Origin of the sequence: Thalassotalea marina, assembly GCF_014656435.1 — a bacterium.
GTDB lineage: Bacteria > Pseudomonadota > Gammaproteobacteria > Enterobacterales > Alteromonadaceae > Thalassotalea_C > Thalassotalea_C marina.
On the sequence record NZ_BNCK01000003.1, the window covers coordinates 65,428 to 92,388 of the forward strand.

General features: G+C 39.1%; 26 protein-coding genes. 13 read left to right on the forward strand and 13 right to left on the reverse strand.

Going from position 1 to position 26,961, the window contains the following annotated elements:
* Position 1: 1 nt before the first annotated feature.
* Positions 2 to 1,528 (reverse strand): NAD(P)H-hydrate dehydratase, encoded by a 1,527-nt coding sequence (locus IE199_RS06755; RefSeq protein WP_189768513.1) that lies wholly within the window; start codon positions 1,526 to 1,528, stop codon positions 2 to 4.
* A 17-nt stretch (positions 1,529 to 1,545) separates the two neighbouring features.
* Between IE199_RS06755 and queG the strand changes: the two genes are divergently transcribed.
* Positions 1,546 to 2,691, forward strand: a complete 1,146-nt coding sequence (queG, locus tag IE199_RS06760) for a tRNA epoxyqueuosine(34) reductase QueG (RefSeq protein WP_189768515.1) — start codon at positions 1,546 to 1,548, stop codon at positions 2,689 to 2,691.
* An 11-nt stretch (positions 2,692 to 2,702) separates the two neighbouring features.
* Here the strand turns inward: queG and IE199_RS06765 are convergent, their stop codons facing one another.
* The 5 genes from IE199_RS06765 to orn all read right to left on the reverse strand — a co-directional run bounded on the left by IE199_RS06765 (position 2,703) and on the right by orn (position 9,340).
* Entirely contained in the window at positions 2,703 to 4,373 is a 1,671-nt protein-coding gene (locus tag IE199_RS06765; RefSeq protein ID WP_189768516.1) for a response regulator, read from the reverse strand.
* Positions 4,374 to 4,411: 38 nt separating this feature from the next.
* Positions 4,412 to 4,591 carry a DUF1289 domain-containing protein gene (locus tag IE199_RS06770; protein WP_189768518.1) on the reverse strand — a complete coding sequence of 60 codons (180 nt, stop codon included), beginning with the start codon at positions 4,589 to 4,591 and terminating at the stop codon, positions 4,412 to 4,414.
* Positions 4,592 to 4,596: 5 nt separating this feature from the next.
* Positions 4,597 to 8,109 (reverse strand): hypothetical protein, encoded by a 3,513-nt coding sequence (locus IE199_RS06775; protein ID WP_189768520.1) that lies wholly within the window; start codon positions 8,107 to 8,109, stop codon positions 4,597 to 4,599.
* A gap of 111 nt (positions 8,110 to 8,220) precedes the next feature.
* Positions 8,221 to 8,706: a DUF4442 domain-containing protein gene (locus tag IE199_RS06780; protein WP_189768522.1), complete on the reverse strand. Its 486-nt coding sequence runs from the start codon at positions 8,704 to 8,706 to the stop codon at positions 8,221 to 8,223.
* 88 nt (positions 8,707 to 8,794) lie between these two features.
* Positions 8,795 to 9,340, reverse strand: a complete 546-nt coding sequence (orn, locus tag IE199_RS06785; protein WP_189768524.1) for an oligoribonuclease — start codon at positions 9,338 to 9,340, stop codon at positions 8,795 to 8,797.
* Positions 9,341 to 9,499: 159 nt separating this feature from the next.
* Between orn and rsgA the strand changes: the two genes are divergently transcribed.
* The 5 genes from rsgA to IE199_RS06810 all read left to right on the forward strand — a co-directional run bounded on the left by rsgA (position 9,500) and on the right by IE199_RS06810 (position 14,662).
* Positions 9,500 to 10,534 (forward strand): small ribosomal subunit biogenesis GTPase RsgA, encoded by a 1,035-nt coding sequence (gene rsgA, locus IE199_RS06790; RefSeq protein ID WP_189768526.1) that lies wholly within the window; start codon positions 9,500 to 9,502, stop codon positions 10,532 to 10,534.
* Positions 10,535 to 10,550: 16 nt separating this feature from the next.
* Positions 10,551 to 11,417, forward strand: a complete 867-nt coding sequence (gene asd, locus IE199_RS06795) for an archaetidylserine decarboxylase (protein ID WP_229854585.1) — start codon at positions 10,551 to 10,553, stop codon at positions 11,415 to 11,417.
* Positions 11,398 to 12,156 carry a glycerophosphodiester phosphodiesterase gene (locus IE199_RS06800; RefSeq protein WP_189768528.1) on the forward strand — a complete coding sequence of 253 codons (759 nt, stop codon included), beginning with the start codon at positions 11,398 to 11,400 and terminating at the stop codon, positions 12,154 to 12,156. Before asd ends, IE199_RS06800 begins: the two co-directional genes overlap by 20 nt.
* A gap of 180 nt (positions 12,157 to 12,336) precedes the next feature.
* Positions 12,337 to 12,723, forward strand: a complete 387-nt coding sequence (locus tag IE199_RS06805) for a BlaI/MecI/CopY family transcriptional regulator (protein ID WP_189768530.1) — start codon at positions 12,337 to 12,339, stop codon at positions 12,721 to 12,723.
* A 22-nt stretch (positions 12,724 to 12,745) separates the two neighbouring features.
* Entirely contained in the window at positions 12,746 to 14,662 is a 1,917-nt protein-coding gene (locus IE199_RS06810; RefSeq protein ID WP_189768532.1) for a TonB family protein, read from the forward strand.
* Here IE199_RS06810 and IE199_RS06815 read toward each other — a convergent pair.
* Entirely contained in the window at positions 14,651 to 15,109 is a 459-nt protein-coding gene (locus IE199_RS06815; protein WP_189768534.1) for a Spy/CpxP family protein refolding chaperone, read from the reverse strand. The two genes, IE199_RS06810 and IE199_RS06815, sit on opposite strands and share 12 nt — an antisense overlap.
* 152 nt (positions 15,110 to 15,261) lie before the next feature.
* On the opposite strand from IE199_RS06815, the gene IE199_RS06820 reads away from it, so the two are divergent.
* The 3 genes from IE199_RS06820 (at position 15,262) to IE199_RS06830 (ending at position 18,437) form a co-directional block, all read left to right on the forward strand.
* The gene (locus tag IE199_RS06820) at positions 15,262 to 15,966 is read left to right on the forward strand and encodes a response regulator (RefSeq protein WP_189768536.1); all 705 of its coding nucleotides are present in this window, start codon (positions 15,262 to 15,264) and stop codon (positions 15,964 to 15,966) included.
* A 1-nt stretch (position 15,967) separates the two neighbouring features.
* Positions 15,968 to 17,350, forward strand: a complete 1,383-nt coding sequence (locus tag IE199_RS06825) for an ATP-binding protein (protein ID WP_189768537.1) — start codon at positions 15,968 to 15,970, stop codon at positions 17,348 to 17,350.
* A gap of 88 nt (positions 17,351 to 17,438) precedes the next feature.
* Positions 17,439 to 18,437 (forward strand): alpha/beta fold hydrolase, encoded by a 999-nt coding sequence (locus tag IE199_RS06830; protein WP_229854625.1) that lies wholly within the window; start codon positions 17,439 to 17,441, stop codon positions 18,435 to 18,437.
* On the opposite strand, the gene IE199_RS06835 is transcribed toward IE199_RS06830, so the two are convergent.
* Positions 18,434 to 19,321: a cation diffusion facilitator family transporter gene (locus IE199_RS06835; protein WP_189768541.1), complete on the reverse strand. Its 888-nt coding sequence runs from the start codon at positions 19,319 to 19,321 to the stop codon at positions 18,434 to 18,436. The two genes, IE199_RS06830 and IE199_RS06835, sit on opposite strands and share 4 nt — an antisense overlap.
* A gap of 118 nt (positions 19,322 to 19,439) precedes the next feature.
* Between IE199_RS06835 and trmL the strand changes: the two genes are divergently transcribed.
* Positions 19,440 to 19,904 (forward strand): tRNA (uridine(34)/cytosine(34)/5-carboxymethylaminomethyluridine(34)-2'-O)-methyltransferase TrmL, encoded by a 465-nt coding sequence (gene trmL, locus IE199_RS06840; RefSeq protein ID WP_189768543.1) that lies wholly within the window; start codon positions 19,440 to 19,442, stop codon positions 19,902 to 19,904.
* Positions 19,905 to 19,913: 9 nt separating this feature from the next.
* On the opposite strand, the gene gpsA is transcribed toward trmL, so the two are convergent.
* The 4 genes from gpsA to IE199_RS06860 are packed head-to-tail and all read right to left on the reverse strand — an operon-like array spanning position 19,914 to position 22,190.
* On the reverse strand, positions 19,914 to 20,924 hold the full coding sequence (gpsA, locus tag IE199_RS06845) for an NAD(P)H-dependent glycerol-3-phosphate dehydrogenase (RefSeq protein ID WP_189768544.1): 1,011 nt from the start codon (positions 20,922 to 20,924) through the stop codon (positions 19,914 to 19,916).
* Complete coding sequence (gene secB / locus IE199_RS06850; protein WP_189768546.1) at positions 20,924 to 21,427, reverse strand: protein-export chaperone SecB; 504 nt, start codon at positions 21,425 to 21,427, stop codon at positions 20,924 to 20,926. The genes gpsA and secB overlap by 1 nt, the downstream gene beginning before the upstream one ends.
* Before the next feature lie 50 nt (positions 21,428 to 21,477).
* A complete protein-coding gene (grxC, locus tag IE199_RS06855) occupies positions 21,478 to 21,735 on the reverse strand; it encodes a glutaredoxin 3 (protein WP_189768548.1) in 258 nt (85 codons plus the stop codon).
* A 26-nt stretch (positions 21,736 to 21,761) separates the two neighbouring features.
* On the reverse strand, positions 21,762 to 22,190 hold the full coding sequence (locus IE199_RS06860; protein WP_189768550.1) for a rhodanese-like domain-containing protein: 429 nt from the start codon (positions 22,188 to 22,190) through the stop codon (positions 21,762 to 21,764).
* 307 nt (positions 22,191 to 22,497) lie between these two features.
* Here IE199_RS06860 and gpmM point away from each other — a divergent pair, with 307 nt between their 5' ends.
* The 3 genes from gpmM to IE199_RS06875 are packed head-to-tail and all read left to right on the forward strand — an operon-like array spanning position 22,498 to position 26,070.
* The gene (gene gpmM, locus IE199_RS06865; protein WP_189768552.1) at positions 22,498 to 24,042 is read left to right on the forward strand and encodes a 2,3-bisphosphoglycerate-independent phosphoglycerate mutase; all 1,545 of its coding nucleotides are present in this window, start codon (positions 22,498 to 22,500) and stop codon (positions 24,040 to 24,042) included.
* Positions 24,043 to 24,075: 33 nt separating this feature from the next.
* Complete coding sequence (locus IE199_RS06870; protein ID WP_189768554.1) at positions 24,076 to 25,242, forward strand: murein hydrolase activator EnvC family protein; 1,167 nt, start codon at positions 24,076 to 24,078, stop codon at positions 25,240 to 25,242.
* Positions 25,243 to 25,251: 9 nt separating this feature from the next.
* A complete protein-coding gene (locus tag IE199_RS06875; RefSeq protein ID WP_229854586.1) occupies positions 25,252 to 26,070 on the forward strand; it encodes a divergent polysaccharide deacetylase family protein in 819 nt (272 codons plus the stop codon).
* 18 nt (positions 26,071 to 26,088) lie between these two features.
* Here IE199_RS06875 and IE199_RS06880 read toward each other — a convergent pair whose 3' ends face one another.
* Positions 26,089 to 26,844 carry a S1 family peptidase gene (locus IE199_RS06880; protein ID WP_189768555.1) on the reverse strand — a complete coding sequence of 252 codons (756 nt, stop codon included), beginning with the start codon at positions 26,842 to 26,844 and terminating at the stop codon, positions 26,089 to 26,091.
* Positions 26,845 to 26,961: the final 117 nt, after the last annotated feature.

Here is a 26,961-nt window from a genome sequence, read left to right on the forward strand (position 1 = left end):
ATTACATTTCATTTTCGTTTAAAAGTTGTTGAATATAAGGGTATAAATCACTGGCTAACATACCAATTTTCCCTTTTTCCTTTGCCACTTTGTCAGCAGCTTTACCATGCAAAAATACCGCGAGTCGAGTAGCATCAATAGCATGATCTAGCTGCATCATAAGCGCGGCAATTATACCTGACAATACATCGCCCATGCCACCTGTCGCCATGCCTGAATTACCAGATGTATTAATCCATAAGTTGTTAGCATCAGCTATCAAAGAGCCTGCTCCTTTAAGAACGCAGATACCACCGTACTGCTCAACAATACGATTTATCGCTGCAAATCGGTCAGATTCAATTTCTTGAACAGTACAGCCTAATAATCTTGCGGCTTCTCCTGGATGTGGTGTTAACACCCAGTCATCACGTTTATGAGGGTGTTGTGCTAAAAGTTGAAGTGCATCGGCATCAAGCACTAGTTGCTTGTTGCTGTTGATAACTAGATCAAATAAAGCTTTTGACCACGGAGATTGCCCTAAGCCCGGCCCAATTAGTAGTACTTTAGCCTTTTCAAAAAACGGACTGTCTAATAACTTATCTGCACTATCAGGTGCTAACATCAACTCAGGACGCCCGTTTAACACCAATTGTTGATTGTCTTGATGACAACTCACGGCAACCAAAGCCGCTCCTGAACGCAATGCAGATTCACTCGCCAAGCGAATTGCACCTGGCAAACCTTGGTTGCTACCAATGGCAAGTAATAAACCGATATGCCCCTTGTGACTTGCTTCATTGCGCTGAGGCTTTTTAGGAATAAATTCGCCACCTTGAATGGCGGCACTTTCAAGTATACTGTACTGAAAATCATCGTTGAGTGACAATGATGATAGGAATAGTTCACCAACATGTTTAGCGGCTTGTCCAGACAACAAACCTTGTTTAGCAACAATAAAAGTGACGGTTTGATCAGCTATTACAGCAGTTGTTGGTACGTGCCCGGTACTGGCTTCTAATCCTGATGGTACATCCACACTAAACACTGGAATATCAACGTGATTTAGTACATTAACCGCTGTCGCTAGCGGTTCAGCCATATCTCCTTGATAGCCAATACCAAACAGTGCGTCGACGACAAGATCAAAGTTGTTGTCGGATAAAAAGTGTGGCGTTAGCTGCATTTCACTTTGATAAAGCACGCTAATATTGGTTTTTTGCAATTTTTCAAAGGCCTTGAGCGCATCACCTTTTAATTCATCGGCTTCACTGCAGAAATAAACAGTCACTTTTATTCCAGCTTCATATGCTAAACGAGCAATCACAAAACCGTCGCCACCATTATTTCCTTTGCCACAAACAACTAATAAGTTAGTTAAACCTGGCATCATTTTTCGCACATGGTTAAAAAATGATGAGCCGGCTTTTTCCATAAGTCGGTAAAGCGAAATCCCTACTTTTTCGGCTATTTCACCTTCGTGTTCTAGCACTTGTGTCGCGCTGTAAGCGCTTTGTGGTAAACTGTCTAATAATTTACAAACTGGCATAATATTTTAACTTTTAGATGGCAGTATCAACTATCAACTATCAAGAATTAGCGGAAAAAATCAAGTGTTGGGGTCAAGAACTTGGCTTTGCCGATATTGGGATAAGCGATATCGATCTGTCTGAACATAAAGACGATTTTACCAGCTGGCTGAAAAATAACTACCATGGTGACATGGAATATATGTCTCGCCATGAAGAAATGCGTTTTCACCCAGAGCAACTTGTTCCGGGAACACTTCGCGTGATCAGTGTCAGAATGGATTATCTACCCACTGATGCTAAATTTGCAGCTACGTTAAAAAACAAAAATAAAGCCTATGTTAGTCGTTATGCTCTTGGACGCGACTACCATAAGTTAATGCGTAAACGACTAAAACAATTGGGCGAGAAAATAAAGCTACACTGCGATACTTTAGAGTACCGTCCGTTTGTTGACTCAGCACCAATCCTTGAACGCCCTTTGGCTGAAAAGGCAGGTTTAGGCTGGACAGGCAAACATTCGTTGATACTGAGTAAAGAGGCTGGCTCTTGGTTTTTTTTAGGTGAACTGTTAGTTAACATTCCTTTACCCGTTGACGCACCTGTTGCTCATCAATGTGGCTCATGTGTCGCGTGCATAAAAATTTGCCCAACCCAAGCCATTGTTGAACCTTATGTAGTTGATGCACGAAAGTGTATCTCTTACCTTACTATTGAAAATAGAGCATCAATTCCAGAGCAATATAGAGCACTCATAGGCAATCGAGTATATGGCTGTGATGATTGCCAACTGATCTGTCCATGGAATAAATTTGCCAAACTATCAGTAGAAAGTGACTTTCAAGCTCGACAACAACTCGACGATACCAGCTTGTTAACCCTGTTTCATTGGAGCGAAAAAGAGTTTTTATCAAAAACCGAAGGATCTCCGATCAGAAGAATTGGCTTTGAATGTTGGCAACGTAATATTGCTGTGGCGATTGGCAATGGTGATTACTCTGAGCAGGCCTTAACTAGCTTAACATCAGCACTAAATAAAGTAAGCCCTATGGTTGATGAACATATCCAATGGGCAATTGAGCAACTAAAAGCGAAGCAGCAACTGATTGATGTTTCATTAAATGAACGGCTCACCGCAAGACTTGTGCGCTCAATTGAAAAAGGATTGCCAAGAGACGCTTAGTTGCCCCCGAGTTATTTTTCATTTTGGTTATCTTGTGGGTTTCTAAAAAAAGCCAACCAAGCTTCTTTCAATGGCTTTATCACTTCCTCAGTTTTGCCATCAATCTTGGATTTATCAAACAGAGCAAGCGCCTTATCAGCATATTGGTAATCTTGCTCTGATAATACATCTTCTTCTTTAAGTGCGATCATAATTTTTAATAAACTGATCGAGAATCTGACACTGTTTGGCGCCAGCTGAATTGCTTGTAAAACCGTATCGAGTGCTGGTTTTGCACGTCCTTTTTGAAAATGCTCAAGCGCCATTTCGTGCAGCTGTTTTGGCGTGAAATGGATTTGACTGCGCTCGTCAATTTCCTGTTCAACATACCGACTAACCACCAAACTTGTCAACGAGTCACCCGAGATTTGATTCTTAATTGCCTCGAGCAAAAACATCGCCTCTTCACGCATACCCAACTCATGAAAAACCTTTACTTTATCTAAGTTATCTTCCAAATCAGGTGTCGGCCTGAGTGATACTTGATTTTCAACCAAGCGCAGTGCAAGCTTGGTTTGATTCCGAGCTTTAAGTAATCGCGCCTTTACTACCGTAATTTGTTCTTTAAATTCGCTGGCTTCTTTATAATCTTCACACAACTGTTGAATATAATGATCAGTTTGCTGAAGCAATTTGTCGGCACTTCCATCGGTAATAGTCAAAGCCAAATCAATACCAGCTCTTATCACATTAAGCACTAACATTGGCGATTCATGAATCGAGTTCTTAGCATTGCTCACAATGCTTTTTGTCGCCTGATATTGACCTATATGATCATGGTTTAGCCTAGCAAGATCCCAAGACTTTTTATTTCGGTCAATATTACGAGGAGAAAGTGCCGCCGCCTTTTTAATTTCTTCGTACGCTTGCTCAAATTCTTCATGTTCAATATGGTATTGAGCAAGCAGATCGTGCATAGCAAATCGAGTATCCGGTTTATCAGATAACGTCTTTATTAGGTCGTTTATTTCATCGATTCTGCCCTGTTTTAAAAGTGCACGAACATAACCCAAATAGACCCAACCAAACTTGAATTTTTTTAACAAACTTTGGTAAAACTTCTGCGCCTCTTCAAATTCTAAAAGGCTTTGTAAAGCTTCACCCCGCATTCTCAAAATATTTGGATGTAAACTTTTTATCGCTTTATTTTGCAAATGCCTGTCAGCAAAATAAATAACTTTCGAATACTCTTTACGGTCAATAGCTTGGTACATGTTGTACAGATGACTTTTAACTTTTAAGGTTTGTGCTAACCGCTCTTTAACGTACTTAGGTGTTAAAGGTTTCACCCAAAAGTCATCAGGTTGTAACTCAATAATTGAGTTAACGATTGCTTCACTCGTTTCCGTACTTAAGAAAATAACTACTGTTCGTTTAGTAACATGTCCTTTAAATTTAAGTTCTTCCAGCAGGTGAAAACCATCTTTGTCACTGTTGACATTAAACGCACAAATCACCACTTGAAACTGCATGTCATTGCAAAGCCTCAAACCATAATATGCATTTTGTGCACAACGAACTTCTCTTATTCCCACGTCATAAAAAGCTTTTTTCATGGTGTCATGAATCAATGTATTGTCATCAATCACCAATACCTGCAGATCTTCGTAGCTATCAAAAAAGTGTTTAACAGATGGTTCCATACTTTTTGCTTATATTATTAGACACATTAAGTGTAGTGTTATTTTTCTTTTTGCTCACGCAGATTACAATTTTCGATAATCTTACGTTTTTCTATTTCTGTCATTTTGCTCCAGCCGACAATTTCATCAATGTGGCGAAAGCATCCTAAACATATGTCGTTTTCATTTAAGCAACATTTACGCACACAAGGGCTGGGAGTTTCATTCTCTAAATTCATAACTTCTATATAGCCAAACTATAAGCTTGTATTAATCCTAACTCTGCACGCAGCTGCAGCGTGGCATGTTCAAATGCTGATTGATTTGCATCATTTAATGTTTGCTGACATTCATTTACTGCAAGTTTAAAATCTTCAGCGGTCAAAATGCGCGCAATGATGCGCAGTTCGTCAATATGTAATTGAGCTTGCTCTACCTGCTCAACACTAGTTTCTTCTAGCTGCGACAATGTCTGTTCTAACTGCAATAAATATTCATCTAACATAAAGGCCGCTAGTTCAGCTGAGCCTTGATTCTTAGCAAAGCCTGCTAAATTAAATGCTTTGTCGTTAGTTTCCTCATTATGCGCTGGATCTAGTTCTAACGCTGCTAATTGCTTTTCCGCAGGCTCATTTGTTGAAATGCTAGGCTGATGAACTTTGACTTTATTGTCAGTCAATACCGCTACTTGAGATAATTTAGTTAACCAAGGTTGTAATACATCGACTAGGCTGTCCACTTGATTAATACTTGGTAAGTGCTCAATCTTCCAGTGCGCTAGGTGCTTCGGTCGTTCTTTAATACTCAGTTCTTCATTGAGTAAAAACACACCTCGATAAAGCGGTTTACCCACATTCATATCAACAAACGGATCAAATTCAAGGTCGGTCACTAGTAGTTGATAACGGCCACTTTTCCACAATTGTTGCGCCATGTCAGTATCAACTTCAACATTAACTTGCAGTCCCAACCAATGTAACTGCGCAATAAGTTCACTATGTTTTGTAACGTTTTTGATGACCAATAACAGCTGAATGTTGGATTTTCTAAAATGATAATTTTGGTAACTTTGTTCAAAAATTACTTTGTTATTTATAACATCGCTTTGAATCAAATTATCGAGCGCTAACGCAAATTCGTGCAGATAAAAACATGAATCTGGAAAGCTAAAAACCCCCTGTCTCGAAATATGCTTTCCAAAGAGTGACTGAAGAACAAATAGTTTTGGTCTTATAGCGCTTGGCAGCCCTTCTAAATGCTGAACAATGCCATCTTGATCTGTTTTATAAATCTCGGGAGCAACAACAACGGCAGCTACCGGTTGAGCTTGCAGCGCTTTAATATGCAATGCCTTGAGCAAATGTTCAGCACTAAAAAACTTTTCAACTCGACCATTATTAGCGTTGATCTCATCACTAAGTGATTCTGCCAATTGCTCGTTGGGCGCAGCTAAGAATATTTGTCTATTGGAATAATCGACAGAGGGTAGCTGTTTATTATCTTTTTGCTCTGAAATTGCTATCGGTAATTGGCAAACGACTTCATAGCCATAGTCTTTAGTTTCTGTTGACTCTACTTCGCCATGGATAAGTTGCAGCCCAGTAAACAGAGATTTAATTAGCATTGGACTTTGAGCATATTGAGGCTTCAATAATAATTGAACTAATTCAGGAAGAGCGCCTTTGTTATATTTTTGCATTACTTGCAAAGACAACTTAACACGTTGTTGGCCTGGGTTGACATCAAGCAACTCTGCTTTAACCACTAGGGTTGCCGCCAGCTGCTCTTTCAACACAATATTCATCAAAGTGGCAATACAATAACTAAAATAAGGCTGAGCAACTTTTACATTTGTTTTTAAATCCTGCTCAATCTCAAATAAAATTCTTAACCGTTGAGATTTAAGTGCAGCTACCGTGTTGTATGAGCACACCTGTAACAAGTCCATCAGATTAGCATTTAATAAATTTGCCGCTGTTGGTTGTTTTGCTTTTGCCAATAAAAGTGCCTGTTCACTCCATTCAAGTAATTTTGCTTGCTGGCGATAAGATTGCTGACAAATATCTTCAAAACTCTTATTTGGATTTTGAGCTTGCACCATAGCTCTCGATATTGCTTGATTTATCTCTTCGAGTTGCATCAAGTTATCTTGGTATAAAGAAACTTGGTTTTCTCGTGCAACTTGCAGTTCTTGTCGTATTGGCTGAAATTCTTCAATCATTGATCTTTGATCAATAATCACACCATGGACCTGGTTGGCCTTTAATGTTAGCGATATTTGTAGGGGAGACGACCACACATTTTCAACAAAACAATGTACCTGTTTCTCGTTATTTAACGCACGACGCAAACATTGAAAAATTACATTTCGTGCATTTTTATCAAATGCTTTTCCCCAATTATCTTTAACTTGAGGGGCACCAGAAAAAAGTAATTTCTTTGCATTATCATTCAAAACTATCGGTAGGGAGGACGATGTAAATAAAGCTATATGAGCCAGTTCATACAAGTCTTGTGCTGATTGCTCAAATTTATCGGATAACGATTGATATTCAACTTCAGTATGTTCGGGTTGTTCGACAGTCTTTATGTTTTCTGCCAACTCATTTAAATCTCGATTCCACAATACACTGTCATCTAAAGCCTCTTTAGTCAAAAAGCTCCCTGTTACTTGTCTCATCGATTCACCATGACGTTTAATAGACAAGTAAATTCTATAAGCTAACAAACAACCTAAAAGGAAAAAGACACTCGCCAAGGCCAAAGTAGACATATAATACATTTCCCTTGAATGTCGGCCTGAGGTGTAAGGAATGTCGTTCAATATGCCTGGCAAGTTTTGCAGCTCAAAATCAGCTGCCTTCATCTTACCAATCACTTGGTTTATATCATGATAAATGCTTTGCATTTCTCCAAAATACTCGCTTGCGACGCGAATGTGTCCTCGCCATTTGGCTATAGTATGTTGTTCTTCAAACAATAAGCCTTGCAGTGTTGAAAATACCAATAACAATTTATTATCAGCGTCAGTTAACTGCTGATCATTTTGCCAATGTGCCATCCAATTTAAGAGCACTTGCTCAATTTGCTGGCTTTGATAGTTAAATTCATCGAGGTTAGTTTGTAGATTGAGGTTATCAAAAGTGACCAGCAAGTTATTTAAAGCTTCACGCGTGGATATTAGGTCGGTTAACTCTTTAGATAACACTAAATGTGCTTTTGCACGTGAAACTGTCACGCGGTCTGACACCTTATCAGTGATAATTTGTTGATATAACTTTTCGGCCTGAGGTTGTTTTTGTTTAATTGACAAGTCAATTTCGTTTAGTGACAAACGTAATTGCAACAAAACGCTTCTTTTAAGCAAAGCGTTGCGTTCAGAGTTTTCAGCTAATCCATTTACCGATAAATAAAGTTGTTCAAGACGATCATCGATTTGAAGGAGTTCAGACTTACCTATAGTAGATAAGTTTTTAATATCTAAGCTGTTCGCTTGTATTTTTTGGTGCAGCACTAAAACATCTGGAGCGCTAGTACTTGTAACAAGCTGCGAGTAATCTGCATTTATTTGCCATGCTCGTCGATTCAATTCACTATACGATCTAAGCTCAGGCTGGATCTGCATAATAAACTTGTCGACATCTAACTCTCGGGAATATAGCAGATAACATAAAAACGCGATAACTGAAGAAAACAGCACCAAAATAACGCCTATTTTGCTTGATAGCTGTTTATGTAAAGGAATAGAGGGATCCATATTTCTATTTATTGACCCATTATAAGTGGGCAATTTAGTGAGTGTTATTTTTAGCTTACAGTGTATGGAATTCTATTCGATTATCAAAGCCTTTTATCTGTTCACCTATATTTAACGGCGTTTTTCTATCCAAGCCCATTCCATGTGGCACTCTAACGGTTGCTCACCTGACTCATCATGAATTTCAACTTTAATGAGCATTTCCCCCTTAAGAGATGACGATAGCTGTTGTTGCTGTTCGCCTGTGATATGAGCTATTGCGGTTAGATCTCCTTGCATGCGACGCTTGTAATTGATAGTCATTGTTTTTAACAGCGGTAAACAATCATCTCGGACATTCATGCCAAAAACAACACCTGTCGCGGATTCAGCAAGTACAGCGGCAGCAATAGCGTGAACACCACCAATGTGGTTTTGTACTTTTTTTCTGTTCTTTAATAAAAGTATTGCCTCATTTACTGTCAATTTTTCAATGACGATACCCGTTGTTCCAGCATATTTAACTTTTGAACAAAAAGCTTTAGTTACTAGAAAGCGTCTTAGAGAAAACGGCAGTTTGTTGAGTCGATTAATTAACCTTGCAAGTTTATTAGTCATGATATTTTTTCTTTTTACTGGTCTGACCTCTAAACCCTATCAAATAAAAAAGCACTTGTCGTGCTTTTATTATCAAGTGCTATTAAAGCTACAGCTTAAAAAAGTGTTCTCTATATACTTTGAGCTCTTCGATAGATTCTCGAATATCATCTAGTGCTAAGTGCACACCTGATTTAGACACCCGATTCAAAACTTCGGGCTTCCAGCGTCTTGCTAACTCTTTAACAGTACTCACATCTAGATTTCTATAATGAAAAAACTTTTCAAAATCAGGCATGTATTTATTAATAAATCGCCTATCTTGGCCAATGCTATTACCGCACATCGGTGAAGCACCTGCAGGTACATGTTGCAATAAAAAAGCTAACGTTGCTTTTTCTGCCGCAGCTAAACTGACATCGCTTTCACGGCACCTTTGAGTTAAACCTGACTTACCATGAGTTTCAATACACCATGGGTTCATATTATCTAACACATCGTTGGACTGATGAATGGCAAACACTGGTCCTTCAGCAATGATATTTAAATGACTATCTGTCACTATGGTGGCAATTTCTAAAATAACATCGTCTTCGGGATCTAACCCTGTCATTTCCAGATCCAACCAGACCAAATTTGTCTCATTTGAAGACATACACTTCCCTTAACTTCTACACTGGTCAATTTATCAGTTGTCGACAAGTGATAGCTGAAATATAAAATTCTACGTATAATACGTGACAAACTGTTTTGATTGAAACACTTTGTTCTCTAATCAACTATATATTAACTGCAACCATAATGAAAAATTCTAGTGGCAAAAGCTAAAAAACTCACAAAAGGCCAACAGCGTCGAATTAAAGCCAATCAGGCCAAAAAAATCAGACAAAGAACAGAATCAGTACACTGGCAAGATGATGAGCTTGGCAGTGCACAGCCTGGCGTAGTGATCAGTCGGTTTGGCCAACACGCAGACGTAGAAGACGAAAGCGGGACTATTTTTCGTTGTAATATTCGACGCTCTGTCGATTCCCTTGTTTGTGGTGATCGTGTGATATGGCGCCAAGGCAAAGAAACACAACACACAGTTTCAGGCGTTATTGAGGCCGTGGAAGAGAGACATTCAATGCTGTCTCGCCCAGATGTTTATGATGGCTTAAAACCTATCGCAGCTAATATCGATCAAATCATTATTGTTAGTTCTGTATTACCGGCATTTAATGCCGATATTATTGACCGCTACTTAGTTGCTGCCGAACAAACAGGCATAAAGCCATTAATATTATTAAATAAAATAGACTTACTTTCTGATGAGTTAGAAGAGCTAATTGAAGAACAGTTACAAATTTATCGCGATATAGGCTATCAAATACTGTATCTTTCAAATCAAACAAAGCAAGGTATTGAGCAACTAAAAGAAATTTTATCAAACAGTACCAGTATTTTTGTTGGTCAATCGGGCGTTGGTAAGTCAACACTTACAAACTCTTTACTACCAGAAGCACAAGTTATTACGCAAGAAGTATCTGAGAATTCAGGGTTAGGGCAGCATACAACAACGGTAGCTCGCTTGTATCATTTTGAAAATGGTGGAGATCTAATTGATTCTCCTGGTATTCGGGAGTTTGGTTTATGGCATTTAACCCCAGAACAAGTGTATCGAGGTTTTATCGAATTTGCCGATTATTTGGGCGGCTGTAAATTTCGCGATTGTAAACATCAAACAGATCCCGGTTGTGCACTTGTTGCAGCCGCAGAACAAGGGCAAATACACCCCGAGCGATTGGCAAGTTTTCAACGAATTCTCGACAGTCTCAACAGTAATACATTAACTTCACGATTTAATTAACCTAAGGAAAAAATGCGTGTCATTAGATAAAGTAAAAATTGCCTTGCAATACGCCATGCCAAAACATGCCTTATCTCGTTTAGTCGGCAAATTTGCCGCGGCAGAAGCTGGTTGGTTAACCACTAGAGCTATAGAGTGGTTTATTAAGGCTTACAATATTAATATGGCAGAAGCCAAGCTAAAAGAAGCAAAAGATTTTAAAACGTTTAATGACTTTTTCACTCGAGAGCTGGAAGAAGGCGCTCGAAGCATAAATCCAGATCCTAAAGAAGTGTGTTATCCAGTTGATGGTGCTATTAGCCAGCAAGGAGATATCGTTGACGGTCAGTTGATTCAAGCAAAGGGGTTTAATTATAGTCTAGCTGGCTTACTAGGCGGTGATGAACAAACAGCGAAACCTTACCAAAACGGTAAGTTTTCCTGTATTTATCTTGCTCCCAAAGATTATCACAGAATTCATATGCCTATTGACGCGACCTTACGTGAAATGATTTACGTACCAGGCGAGCTGTTTTCAGTAAATCCATTAACGGCGAAAAATGTACCTAATTTGTTTTCTCGCAATGAACGAGTTGTTGCTATATTTGACACAGCACATGGTGAAATGGCAATGGTGTTAGTTGGTGCTACTATTGTTGCTAGTATTGAAACAACTTGGGCTGGAACCATCACGCCACCAGCAGGTAAAGACATCTTTAAATGGCAATACCCTGCTGATGGGCCAACGGCTATTCACTTCAAAAAGGGAGATGAAATGGGTCGATTTAAACTGGGTTCAACTGTGATCACAACTTTTGCACCTGGAATGATTGATTTTGAGCCCAATGCTGGTCCTGAAACAGTAACTCGTCTAGGCGAAACTTATGGATACATTAAAGAGTAACGCTCTTTCTGTAAAAATAATTGCTCATCGTGGAGCAAGCGGTGAATTTCCTGAAAATTCATTGCTTGCTTTTGAGAACGCGATCTTACAACAAGCCGATGCCATAGAGCTGGACGTGCATTTTCATGAATCCAGTGGTCAATACGTTGTCATGCATGACCACTATCTACCTAATGAATCTAATAATAAGAGACCTATTCAATCTTGTACCATAGATGAAATATTAAACTACTCTTTAGGTCAAGAACAGTTCATTACAAACCTTCAACAGGTATTACAATGCATTGCAGGCAGAGTACCGGTAAACATTGAACTAAAATCATACAACGCTGATAGTCACGTTATTGATAGTGAACTGACCGCATTAAAATCGATTTTAGAAAAATATAGTAAGAATTTTAATTTACCGAGTCGTGACGTTATTATTTCTTCTTTTAATCATAAGCTGCTTGTCCATTGTAAACAGCTAATGCCTACCTATGAATACGGCGCCCTCATTGCTCACCTGCCAATCAATGTTATTGGCTTGCTAACCGCCTTACCCGTAAACTACTTGAATGTTGACATTAGTGCAGTAAATAGCGAGTTGGTGCAGTCGGCTCAAAACATAGGTATCAAGGTAAACGTGTATACTGTAGATGAAAACTACGATATTCAACGTTGTATTGAGTACGGCGTAGATGGGATTTTTACTAATTGGCCAGCCTCAATCCGACAGAAATTACAAACATTCAAATAAAAGTAGGTCATTGTAAATTATTAATTTTTTTACTTTGATTAACTGAACATGAAAAATTTATGAATATTTTTGCACATTTTAGGTTGCTCATTTATTCCACAAGAGATACGATTATATTCGTAATAAAATAAGATTTAATATATAAGTTTTCGTAAAAATAATACGTGTTAAGGACTATCAATGGCTCATGAAACTAATGGTGTTAAACCAACCGAAGCCGAATTAACGTTATTAAATATTTTGTGGAAAATAGGACCTGCGACAGTAAGGCAAGTGCATGCTGCCGTTAGTGAAACCCAAAAAACGGGTTATACTACTGTACTAAAAATTCTACAAATCATGCACGACAAATCTTTAGTTATTCGTGATGAAACAAACCGCGCACATGTTTATGCTGCGGCAAATAGTGAGACACATACACAGTCTTCCTTAATAAAAGATTTGATTACTCGCGCTTTTGGCGGTTCAACGTCAAAACTAGTTATGCGAGCATTGAATGAGAACACCAGTAAGCAAGAAATCGAAGATATTCGCAACTTACTAAATCGATTAGAAAAGCAGGACTAGTACCGCAAACTAAATTTGCCCAATGAGTACAGAGTTAATAGAAAACAGCGCAACGCTATACCATTTAGCCCTAACTTTGATCCATTTCATATGGCAAGGTGGCTTGATCGCGTTTGCTCTAAAGCTGACCTTGCTCTTTACATCTTTTAAACAAGTACAGTTTAGATATTTTGCCTCATGTACAGCAATGTTGGCTTGCCTTCTTGCCCCTATCGCTACTTTTACTTACATCTACCAGCCAGAGATTAATTCGTCTGCGTTGTTTTTAAGTAATAATCTTTTTGTCGATCTAGAAAATGCAGCATTACATTCAACCCAATCAGCTTGGTACGATGAATTTGTGATCACATTGCCTTATGTGTCGATAATTTGGCTAACCGTTGTTTTGTTACTGAGCAGCAAGTTGCTGACTGAGCTACATCAAATAAAACGTTTATCTCAAGTTGGTACAGTTCAACCTTCAGATCAATTACAACAGCGATTTGAACAACTCATTGAAAAAGTAGGCGCCAGCAAAAATACCCGTCTGTTCATCACACTAAAAACTAGTGTACCTATGGCTTTAGGTTGGTTAAGACCAGTTGTACTTATTCCAGCGAGTATGGTGACAGGCTTAACACCACAACAGCTCGACATGCTGCTGTTGCATGAACTTGCCCATGTTAGACGCCATGATTATCTAGTTAATTTTATTCAAACTTTGGTAGAAACCTTATTGTTTTTTCATCCAGCGGTACGCTGGATATCCAAACAAATAAGAAATGAACGTGAATATTGTAGTGATGATATTGCCGTTGAACATGCAGGGTGCGCAGTTGCTTATGCACATACCTTAGCTGATACCGCAAGCTTATGCCGTCAACATAGGCATAACGCAATACCATCAATGGCCATGGCAGCTTCTGGTGGCGACCTAAAACAACGAGTTGTTCGACTGGTTGACCAACATCACTGTTCTACAACAGACGATTCAGGCAAGTTTTTAGCTTCAAGTTTAATTATTATTTCAATGTTAGCTCTTGCAGCCAAACCATACATAAACTTACCATTTATCGACTTGTCATCAGGTTATATTTTCTTTTCAGATCAGTCTAAAGATCAGGTACTAGCGCCTAATTTTGACAAAGTATCTGTATCTGACAGTTCTTTAGCTAGCTTGCTGTTAAATCAGGAAAACCCCTTACAGCAAGAACAACATAAGCCTGAAAAAATAGAAGTTTCTGTGCTTAATCGACCGGAAAAAAATCCTTTTGAACTTCAAACAACGGCCCGTGCACAGCAAACAATATCCGAGAAAAAAGCGACCTTGTTGAAATCAAGCAACGTCGTAGAAAAACAATTGGAAGTTAAGGTTACAAGTAGAAAAAGCAATAGCGTTAATAAATTAGCTGCAACAAATAACACCGTTGTAGCAAATAACAAAGCACCACATATCGTATTGGACAAACCGATGTTGGAAAGAAGCAGTTCTGATATTGCTTTTGAAAAAACTGACTCAGCAAATTCAAATTCAGGTTTGAAAAACCCATATGCAAATGATATTGCTGCACTTATAGAAGAGCCACAAGCTCGTATAGTTGACGAATATAATACAGATTGGGGTCAACCTGCTAAGACTGCGGAACCAATAGCTATTAAATCTAAGGCCAATAACCAAGATCATGCGCTGATAAATGCTAAAGCTATTGTGTCGCCAGATCCTCGCTATCCATCAACTGCAAAACGCAGAGGATTAGAGCTAGATATCAAGGTACACTTCACTATTGATGAAAATGGCCGTGTTAAGAACTTAGAGTTCGAGAAAAAAAGTAAAGTAAACTATTTTAGAAGTGCAATTAGAGATGCCATGTCAAAATGGCGCTTCCTACCGGCTAAATTAAACGGCCAGCCGGTAGAGAGCCATATGTCGAAGATATTTTCATTTAACCTAATGCAATAAAGCTCTGCGCTTCCCTTTAGCGCTCTTCAGTTTTTCTCTTTGCTCTTCAGTTAACGTATGATATATCGCATGTTTTGTTTTTGCTCTGGATAGAGCAGCCTCACTAAATGTTACCGCATAAGTTTGACGCAATGATGCAAACGCTTCTTCATCAAAATCTTTTGCAGCCATGATTTGCTCCAATTGTGTTTTATAAGCTTGACGACTTTCTTTATAAACAACATTATCTTCACGTGCTTGCTGATAGATATCCTTAATCTTGGTTTTTTGTTCGTCACTCAACTCTAAATAGCGTGCCATCTTATGCATACTGCGATGTTTCTTATGTGACTTTTTCACCTCGCTTTTTCCAGCTTCATTTAGCAATGGATTGGCATTTACATTCATTACCTGCAAGGGTAATGATAAACCTAAAAGTATCACAAACGTTTTGGTAATTTCTCTCATGTCATTTCTCCATTTCTGATTGACAGCTTAATCTTAACCAACCCTACGCAAAGAAACGCAAAGCAATGTAAATGTTGTGTAAATAGTAAATTTTGCGCATTAGGCTAAGTTATGATAAATACCATGGGTACAGAAAAAACGACCAGTAACTTATGACAAATGCTCCTTCACCACACATTCTTATCATCGACGACGATAGAGAACTTACAAGTTTGCTAAAGGACTACCTTTCACTTGAAGGTTTTATCATTACTACGTGCCATGACGGCATGACAGGTCTTGAACAAGCAAAAGATAGTCGTTACAACCTTATCCTGCTTGACGTTATGATGCCCGGCTTAACTGGATTTGAGCTGTTAAAGTCACTAGGTGGAAAACATACAACTCCTATTTTAATGTTAACGGCTAAAGGTGATGCCGCTGACAAGATACTTGGCTTAGAACTAGGTGCAGATGACTATTTAGCCAAACCTTTCCAACACCGAGAGTTACTCGCTCGTATTAACGCTATTTTAAGGCGAATTGAAATCATCAAAGGAACTCAGCATCAAGGTCACCAAGACGAGATAAACCACATTCTCATTAATCACGCCATACGTGAAGTTCAGTGCCATGGTCAGCATGTTGAACTAACAGGCACAGAATTCCAAGTGTTAACACTATTAACGGCCAATGTAGGCAATATCGTCAGCAAAGAAGAAATCTCTGAACAAGTGCTTCAACGCAAACTCAGCCCTTTTGACCGCAGCATTGACATGCATGTCAGTAATATACGACGCAAATTTTCAGCGATTAATGACAGCGATAAAATTAAAACTGTTCGCGGCGCTGGTTACATTTTCTTATCGGGCGAGTAGCATGAAGTTGCAAGTTGCAAAACGTTTTTTTTCATCGGTTGGCGTAAAGCTATTTTTATCTTTTTGGCTGATCACTATCACCTCGATTGCGATCACTAGTGCAGTGACCTACCAACTTGCCCAAGAGAGCATTATCGTACCTCTAGATCACAAAGATATTAAACGATTAGAGTTTATTAAGAACAAGCTCATGTCTGATAATCCACAATCAATCAAACGCGTACTAAAACGCAGTGCAGAAAGAATGAACGCGGTGTTATTTATTAAGCACGTGGAGTCTGGTGAGGTTTTGTATCACCACAAACAGTTTTTTAATCCGTTTGGCACATTTTTGAAAAAAAATGACTTTTCGAATCAAACAACCATTCAATTTCCATACTTTAGAATTACAGGCCCTGCACATGCTGAAGTTGCAGGCCAAAATTATCAATTATTTATTGGCAATAAAACACACCATGTAAACTTCAGCTCGATCATTTTACAACTACCAAGGTGGGCACGGTTTATTATACCGATTATCGTCAGTATGCTGCTTTGTTGGTTATTGGCAAAATACTTAACAAAACCAGTGATGGCGATAAAGTTAGCCGCGCAAAAAATTGGTGATGGTGACTATAAAACCCGAGTAGATAAAGACGCTAATCGCGAAGATGAATTAGGTCAGTTAGCGCGAAGCTTTAACTTAATGGCCGAAAAACTTGAGAACAATATTCATGCCCACCAAAGGCTAATGGCAGATGTATCACACGAATTAAGATCTCCTCTAACGCGACTGCACATCACGCTTGGTTTAATGGAAAAAACATTACCAAGCGATGAAAAATCACAAGCCCTGTTAGAGCGATGTGAACGGGAAATTTCTCGCTTAGACGACATGATAAATAACGTGTTAACACTTTCAAAGCAAGAAAACAGTATTCAAACTTTATCGCTTCAACAGTGCAATTTATCAAAATTATTGGTAGATATCTGTGATGATGCCAAACTCATCGCTAATGACAAACGAGTCTCTATCAGCATAGAGATTGAAGAAGATGTGATAATCGACGCTGATGAAGCCCTATTAGCTGGCGCAGTAAACAACGTGTTAACCAATGCCATTAAATACAGTGAACAGGATAAAAACGTACTGTTAACTTTGACTAAGCAAAACCACAACCTGTTAGTTCAAGTCATTGATCAAGGCATAGGTGTTGAACCTGCACATTTAAGCAAACTTTTTGAACCCTTTTATCGTGTATCAGATGCAAGAGACAGAGAAAGCGGTGGAACGGGCCTAGGCTTAGCCATAGCCAAACAAGCTATCGATGCACATAAAGGTGAAATCAGTGCAATGAATAACAATTTAGGTGGCTTAACGGTTGAAATTAGGCTGCCTCTATAAAAGGTATGAACAAGACTGAATTTAAAAATGCAAGGTTTGTTCATGTGGCATAAAATAAAGCCGATGCTAGCAACTCGTAATTTACTTGATGACACAAAAAGGTAAAACAACTTTAGTAACTGCCCAAGCGATAAGTGAAATATGGCAGCATGGCGAATTCTCTACCCTAACCACACCTGATGGTGTGCATATAGCCTATTGCAGTTTTGTTCATGAAAAACCAAAGGCTGATATCGTTATTTCTTCTGGTCGATGTGAGAGTTATTTAAAATATCAAGAGCTCATTGTTGAGCTCTATCAGCGGGGATGTAATGTATTTGCGCTTGATCACAGAGGGCAAGGCTTATCTGAACGCCTATTGAACAATCCACACAAAGGCTATGTTAACCATTTCGATGACTATGCCAACGATCTAGGAATGTTTGTCTCACAGATAGTTAAACCTCGTTGTTATAACCAATCAAAGCTAATTGCACTAGGACACTCAATGGGCAGTGCTATTGCTATTAGGTTAATGCAGAAAAAGCCTTCGCTCTTTAAAGCCGCGTTATTGTCTTCACCAATGATAGCGATAAACACCGGAAAATTACCTTTTAAGATGGCCTTACCCATTGCAAAATCCATACGCTTTATCAATAACCTGTTAAGCAACACTCCGTGGTATTTTTTAGGCCAGAATAACTACCAAGCAAAACCCTTCGATAACAATCCATTGATGGCAGATCTGCACAGGTATGAGAATTTTATTCAGTTATATCAAGTTAAACCAGAGTTGCAACTAGGTGGAGTGACGGTTCACTGGCTTGTAGAGGCGCTCGAAAATACAGAACGCTTAATGAGAGATCTAACGAAATTAAAAACAAACATCGTGCTACTACAAGCAGAATTAGACACCATAGTAGAAAATAAGGCGCAAGACATTTTTTGCCAACAGCTGCACCGATTAAGCCCTCACCTAATCAACAAAAAACCTGTCGTTATGGCTAGAGCAAAACACGAGATATTGTTTGAAACTGACGATATTAGAAGCACTGCACTTTCGGCGTTAGATCAACTAATAAAGCAAACCACAGACGACAACATTTAATGTTTATGTACAACTCTACACCAAGGGTCAAGGTGCACCAGTACTTCACACGGCGATAAAGCCTCTTCAATTTGGTGCTTTATCTGCTCTCCTATGTCGTGAGCTTCAACCAAATTTAAATTATCATCGAGCTCTAGATGAAACTGAACAAACTTGACAGGCCCTGACTGACGAGTTCTTAAATCATGTAACCCTTTAACATCATTATGTGCATTAACAATATTTTCAACCAATCGTGTTTCAGCATCATCAAGCTCGTGATCCATCAACTGATCTACACTTTGTTTTAAAATTTTTACCGCGCCAGAAATTAAAATTACAGCCACTATGACAGTAAATACACCATCGGCTTGAGGAAACAAGTAAGTCGTTGCAGGTAAAGAAACTAATACGCCCAAATTAAGCAAGATGTCTGACTGATAGTGAAGTGAATCTGCCTCTATTGCGACAGACTTGGTTTTATGGACGACAATTCGTTGCAGTATCACCAATACAATAGTCAAGACTAACGAAATGATAGTGACATAAACCCCTAACTCCATTTGTTTAATTTCTTTGGGATTGATCATTTGCTCAACGCCTTGCATGACCAACAACATAGCTGCACCAAAAATAAAGGCAGATTGAAAAAGTGCAGCTAAACTTTCAGCTTTGCCATGACCAAATTTATGGTTGTCATCGGCGGGTAGCAGGGCAATAGATAACAAAATTAGATTGACGGATGAAGTTGCTAAATCAAGTAATGAGTCAGTAGCTGAGGCTAAGAGCGCACTTGCTCCGGTTTCACTCCAAGCAAAAAACTTTAAAACGATTTGTACTAAAGCAAAAGCAACAGCGCTATATGCTGCCGCTTTAACCAAAAAGCGATATTGATGTTCCGCCATAGTGGGAAAATTTAGAAAATAGTGACCAATTGCTGGCTATCATATCGATTTCAACGCTCGATTTCATCAATGTAGTTAGTATAAAATTACCTTCTTGTTAATAAAAAGGTGTTTCATCATGTTAGATGTTGTTTTATTCCAGCCGCAAATTCCCCCTAATACGGGTAACATTATCCGTTTATGTGCCAATACAGGCTTTCGATTGCATCTAATAGAGCCACTTGGCTTTGATCTTGATGATAAAAAGCTCAAACGAGCAGGCTTAGACTACCATGAGTTTGCTGCGATCAAACGTCACGCTAGTTACGAAGATTTTGTCGCGACAGAAAAGCCAAAGCGCGTTTTAGCCATTACAACTAAAGCAACAAACTATTATGGCGATGTGAGTTTTCAAAAAGGTGATTATATTTTGATGGGGTCAGAAACTGCGGGTTTAACTGAAGAAGTTAGGCAACAAATTCCAGACGAAGACAAAATAAGGATCCCTATGTTACCAGACAGCCGCAGCATGAATTTATCAAATGCTACGGCAGTAATTGTATTTGAAGCATGGCGTCAATTGGGTTTTCAGCACGCGATCTAAGTAAAACTCTTACTCGCCTTTTCGCTCGCGAGATAAGAGATCTGATGCAGCTAATTTAGCATCTTTACCGCAATAAAGTACTTGATATACTTGCTCGACGATAGGCATTTCTACACCAGTTCTTTGGGCAAGCATATACACTTCTTTGGTGTTGCGATAACCTTCAACAACTTGACCTATATCTTTCATCGCCTGCTCAACAGAGATACCTTGGCCCAATGCAAGGCCAAATCGACGATTTCTCGATTGATTATCGGTACAAGTCAGCACCAAATCGCCTAAACCAGCCATGCCCATAAACGTGGTTGGCTCTGCATTTAAGGCTGTTCCTAACCTAGTTAACTCAACTAACCCACGAGTGATCAAAGCCGTTCTAGCGTTGGCACCAAAGCCAATGCCGTCAGCCATTCCAGCACCTATTGCGATGACGTTTTTTACCGCACCACCGAGCTGAACCCCGATAAAATCGGAATTAGAGTAGACTCGAAAAGACCTTTCGCAGTGTAATAATGCTGATAAATCATTAACAAAATCATCATCAGTTGAGGATAACGAAATAGCCGTTGGCATACCCGCCGCCATTTCTTTAGCAAACGTTGGACCCGATAAAACCGCTAAAGAAAAACTATCGCCTAATATTTTTTTAGCAACGTCTTGCAGTAAACAGCCGGTATCAGGATCTAAACCTTTGGTTGCCCAAGCAATACGTTGCGAGCTGTTTAAATCAGACTTAATCGACTTTAGTAGGTCGCCAAATGCGTGACTTGGCACTACCACCAAGACATCTTTTGCGTTTTTAACTACCCAAGATAAATCGTCAGCTATTTCTAGAGTATCTGGAAACTTGGCACCAGGAAGATATTTTTCATTGGCACCTTGCTGCTTGAGTTGTGCCACATGCTCTTTATCGCGGCCCCAAAGAAGTACACGATGGCCATTACGTGCCAAACAAATAGCAAGGGCGGTGCCATAAGACCCCGCCCCTAATACTGCAATAGCTGCTTGCGCCGCACTAGTCATTAGTGAGTTTCTTGGCTCGCAGCCGCTTGTTGAGCTTCTGCAGCACGTTGTTGCATGTAAGAAGCAAATAACGCATCAAAATTAACTGGCGCTAAGTTTACTTGTGGGAATGAGCCTCGATTAACTAAACTTGCCACGGCTTCACGCGCATATGGGAACAATTGAGTCGGACAAAATGCTCCAACAGTGTGAGCAAGTTGTGCTTCTGGCAGGTTACCAATAGTAAAAATACCTGCTTGTTGAACTTCTGCTAAAAACGCAGTTTGGCCTTCAACTGTTGCTGTAACAGTTAGCGCAAGTACTACTTCATAAGTGTCTTCACCTAACTTAGAAGAACGAGTATCTAAGTCTAACTTTAACTCTGGTTGCCATTCTTTTTGAAAAATTGCTGGTGAATTTGGTGTTTCAAAAGATACGTCTTTTACATATACACGTTGAATTGCAAATTGTGGTGCCGCTTGTTGTTCACCGGCTTCTGTGCTGCTTTGATTTTCATCAGCCATAATATTTTTCCTTAGTTTTATGCGTTAAGCATGTATAGTAATCAATAAAATTAATTATTATTCAATAGATTGTCTAGTTTACCCTGCGCATGTAATGCAAACAAATCGTCACAACCGCCCACATGGTGATCATGAATGAATATTTGCGGCACAGTGTAACCACCGTTGGCGCGTTTTATCATTTCCTCACGCTTATCAGCATCACCATCAATTTTAATTTCATGGTAATCAACCTGCTTTTGATCTAACAACATTTTTGCACGCATGCAAAAACCACAGGTCATTTTGGTATAGATTTCAACTGCCATTACAATACCTTGATTGAGTTACAAGATTATTTCTTTGCTACTGGCAAACCTGCACCAGTCCATGAGTTCATGCCACCTTTAAGTATGCTAACTTTTTCAAAGCCTGCTTTTGATAACTTAGTAGCAACCCCAGATGCAGAAACGCCAGCAGCGCATACAACGATAATGGGTTTGTTTTTAAATTTTTCAAGGGTAGAAAACTCTCCCTTGTTGGCTTTATCGCTTGGTAAGTGTTTTGCGTCAAGAATTCGCGCCGTGCGATACTCTTTTTCTGTGCGAATATCTACCACAATCGCATCTTCTTTATTCATAGAAAATGTCACATCTTGTGGCGATAACTGTTTGATTGGAGATAGCTTAATGCGAACACTGATCACAATAATAGCGAAAAATATACCAAACCAAGCAGCCGTCAATAATGGGTTGTTGGCAAGAAACGCAGTAAATTGGTCCATAACTGTTTATATATCTAAATAAAAATTTTGCCGACAGTATACATATTACCAGTATTTTTTACAGAGTTTATTGGAGTGAATACACAAATCTATATGCAAAAATGGCAAGATTTTTTGTACAACTACTTATGAAATACAACTCAAATTATGTAGAAGGTAATAACCAAACCAAATCACAAGCAAACTTGCTATTTTGATAGAACGATTTTGTCTAGTTTGTTTGCAGCTTTTCTTATTCGCTATTGATATACTTGCGGTTATTATGAGCGCCACTAATGGCTGTTGTTAGATTAAGTTAGGACGTGATATGTCGAGCAAAAAACCTACTGTATTGATCATTTTGGATGGCTGGGGCTATCGAGAAAATGAAGAGTCTAATGCAATATTTCATGCTAATACCCCGGTGTTAGATAACTTAAAACAACAATACCCAAATATGTTAATTAATACTTCTGGTATGGCAGTTGGCCTACCAGATGGGCAAATGGGTAATTCAGAAGTAGGACATGTCAATATTGGTGCAGGACGTATTGTTTACCAAGACTTTACTCGCATTACTAAATCAATAGAAGATAAAGAGTTTTATAACATTTCGGCTTTTACTAAAGCAATCGATGCATCTGTTGCTGAAAATAAAGCGGTTCATATCTGCGGCCTTTTATCGCCTGGTGGTGTTCATAGCCATGAGGATCATATTTTCGCCATGATTGACTTAGCTCATCAACGTGGTGCTAAACATATTTATTTACATGCCTTTTTAGATGGCCGCGACACTCCACCTAGAAGTGCAGAAGCATCTTTAAAAAGGGCACAAGAAAAATTTGCTCAAATAGGTGTTGGTCAAATAGCGTCAGTTATTGGTCGTTATTATGCGATGGATAGAGACCAGCGCTGGGATCGTGTTGAACAAGCGTACAATTTGATGGTTGACGGAATAGCAAATTATCAAGCAAATGACGCCGTTAGTGCACTGCATGCAGCGTATGAACGTGATGAAAACGATGAGTTTGTAAAAGCCACAGCGATCGTCAATTCCGATGGTAATGCTATTACAATCAACGACGGCGACACTATGTTGTTCATGAACTTCAGGGCTGATAGAGCAAGACAATTTACCCGTGCTTTTGTTGATTCTGATTTCAAAGGATTTGCCAGGAAGCGTACGCCTGCATTAACAGATTTTGTCATGTTAACGGAATATGCTGCCGACATTAAAACAACCTGCGCTTATCCGCCAGTTGAGTTGCGCAATGTTTTAGGTGAATGGTTAGAAAAGCAAAACAAAACTCAATTGCGAATTTCTGAAACCGAAAAGTATGCCCATGTAACCTTCTTTTTTAGTGGTGGTCGTGAAGATACCTTTAAAGGTGAAGAGCGTGTTTTAATTCCTTCACCTCAAGTGGCAACTTACGATTTGCAGCCTGAAATGAACTCAACGCTATTAACCGACAAACTGGTTGATGCCATTGAAAAACAAGCATTTGATTTTATCGTTTGTAACTACCCTAATGGTGATATGGTCGGCCACACTGGTAAATATGATGCTGCTGTTAAAGCTTGTGAAGCTGTTGACAACTGTATAGGTAGAGTTATTGCTGCACTAGATAAAGTAGGCGGCGAATGTTTAATCACAGCAGATCATGGCAACGCGGAACAAATGGTCGATAACTCGACAGGCCAAGCGCATACCGCACATACCTGTGAACCCGTACCACTAATTTATTACGGCCGTTCAGCAACACCTGCTACGTCAGGATCTTTGCAAGATTTAGCTCCTACCATTCTTAATTTAATGGGGCTTGAACAACCTGCAGAAATGACCGGTTCAAATTTAATGGAGCTTACTTCATAATAGTCTCGATTGATTTATCAACGAGTTATAAAAATGAGTGGTCAAATAACAAGAACATTAACCCAAGGCATGGATGTTTTCTCCATGCCTATTGTTGGCATTGTTTTTCTGATCGCTTTTCTCTCTTTTGACTTACATGCACAAGAGCAAGCAACTGATAAAAAGTTAGATGATGTTAAAAAGGCGATTGTCTCGGAACAATCATCAATAAAACAAACTAATCAAAAGCGACAACAACTACTTGACCAGCTTAAACAAGACGAACTGGCGATAGCTTCAAATGCTAAAAAACTAAATCAATTGTCGGGCGATTTAACAGCAAGTGAACAAAAGCTCAATCAGTTAGCAAAAGAGAAAGTATTGCTTAATAAACAAAAAAAGCGTCAGGAAACCATCCTCGCTGATCAACTACGTGCAGCCTATAGTTCAGGCCATAATGATTACTTAAAACTTATACTCAACCAACAAAAGCCAAGTACAGTTCAGCGCACAATCAGTTATTATCAATATTTAAATACTGCACGAATTAAAGAGATAGAAAACTTTAAAGAAACTATCGCACAACTCACAGAAAATGAGCGTTTACAAGCTGTTGAAAATGAAAAGCTAACCGTTTTAAAGCAACAGCAACAACAACAATTAACCTCACTTGAGCAAAACAAAAATCAACGAGAAAAAACCGTTGCGGTATTGAGTAAAGAACTATTATCTTCGCAGCAATTGCTAGAAAAACTCCAGCAAGAAGAAGCAAATTTAAAAGAAGCCCTTGAACGCTTAGCGAGATTGCGTAAACAAGAATTTGATTTAACGGGTTTAAAAAACTATCGTAATAAACTGAATTGGCCAGTTAAAGGTAGAGTTTTACGTAATTTTGGCTCGGCAAAACAGGGCTACCTCAAATGGAAAGGCATGCTAATTGATGCGCCTATTGGTAAGACGGTTACTACGGTACACAATGGTGTTGTTTTATTTTCAGATTGGTTAAAAGGCTACGGCTTAGTTACCGTCATTGACCATGGAGAAGGTTATATGAGTTTATACGGACATAATCAGGCATTACTTAAATCAGTGGGGGAGCGAGTGGAAACCGGTGAGCCTATTGCTTTAGTTGGACAAAGTGGTGGGCAATCTAGACCTGCTTTATATTTTGAAATCCGCCATAATGGAAAAGCGGCTAACCCTAAACTATGGCTCAGATAGCCACATAATGTGTTAACTAACTTGTACTTTTCTATCAAACGCCGCTACGCTAAAACATTATCAATGCATGTTGTAACTAAAATTGCGACTGCGTTACTGACTTTATTGATTGCAACCACTTGTTTGGCCAATTCAGCCCAAGTTGCCATTATTATTGACGACATTGGTTATCGCAAAACAGACAGTGACGTATTAAACCTGCCAGGCGATATCACATTTGCCGTATTACCTCACACGCCATTTGGACAAACCATCGCGAATCAAGCACACCTCGCCAACAAAGATGTCATCATTCATATGCCGATGGAAGCGAGTTCAGGTAAAGCGCTTGGTCCTGGCGGGCTCACTAGTTCAATGGATGAAGGAGAAGTAAGACACGCCCTATTGCAGGCCTATCAAGAGTTACCTTTTGCCATAGGTTTAAATAACCATATGGGCAGTAAATTAACGGCACAATATTCCCCCATGGTTTGGACGATGCGTTTTTTAAAAGAAAAACAGTTAATGTTTATCGACAGCGTGACCACGGAACGTTCAAAAGCGAGACAATTAGCAGAGCGATTTGATGTACCAAGTTTAAGCAGACATTTGTTTCTTGATAATGAACTGAGTTCTGAATACATTGGTCAGCAATTTTCATTGTTAATTGCACAGGCCAAAAAAAACAGGCGTGTAGTAGCCATTGCACACCCTCACCCCGAAACCGTGAAGGCTTTGTTAGAGTTAATCCCGCTGCTAAAAGAACACGATATTGAATTAGTCAGCGTGTCTGATATGTTAGACGCTAAGAAGTCAGCATCAAACCTCCAACAACACGCCGTAGAGTAGTTCCATCAAGGGGTAAAGCTATTTGACTTTATTTTTTTTCAGCAATGCCAGTACATGTTTAACCGGAATTGCGTAAGTGATACCACTTGGTTTACTTATCACCCCTTCTTTAGTTTCTTGAACAAACACTTTATTAATAACGCCTATTACAACACCTGTGTCAGCTTCATATAGGGCGCTACCACTGTTACCAGGATAGGCAGTGGCGTCTAGTTGGTAAACTAAATAGGGATCTCGTAATCTTTTTAACATGGCTATGTTAATTTGTTTAGCAGCATCTACTGGCGTAATTGTTGGAGTTATTGCGGCGACAATACCCCTGTGTGTCGCGGGATAAAGACCAAGGGCAGCACCAATTGGAAAGCCAGTAAATGCGATTTCACTCCCTTCATCAATAAACTTTTCACTACCTAACTTCATTGCCGGTAAAGCTTTACCCTCAATTTTTAAGAGCGCTAGATCATATTTAGCTGACCAGTCAATCAAAGTAGCTTTGCGCACTATAGTCTCTTTACCAGCAACAACAAATACCGCAAGTTCCTGTAACAAATCACGCTTTAGCTCTTTAGGCACAACATGATGATTGGTAACAATAAACTGACCATTTCCTACAACAAATCCTGTGCCATGAAGGGTATTTTTAGGGCGCCCCGTTGGAGTATAAACACCTATGCCGACCACGGAAGGTTTTATTTTTTTTATTGTTTGAATCAATTCATTAGCAGAAAGATTACCAACAAAGAAAAAGCAGCAAAGTATGAGCAATTTTTTCATTATTTTTTCCAAAGACTATTGTTTGAGCAAAATCAAACTATAATTTGATAAAGGTATTATAGTGGGTATTATCCATAATTATACGGATAACAATAAGTTAGTTTTTGATTTAGCACT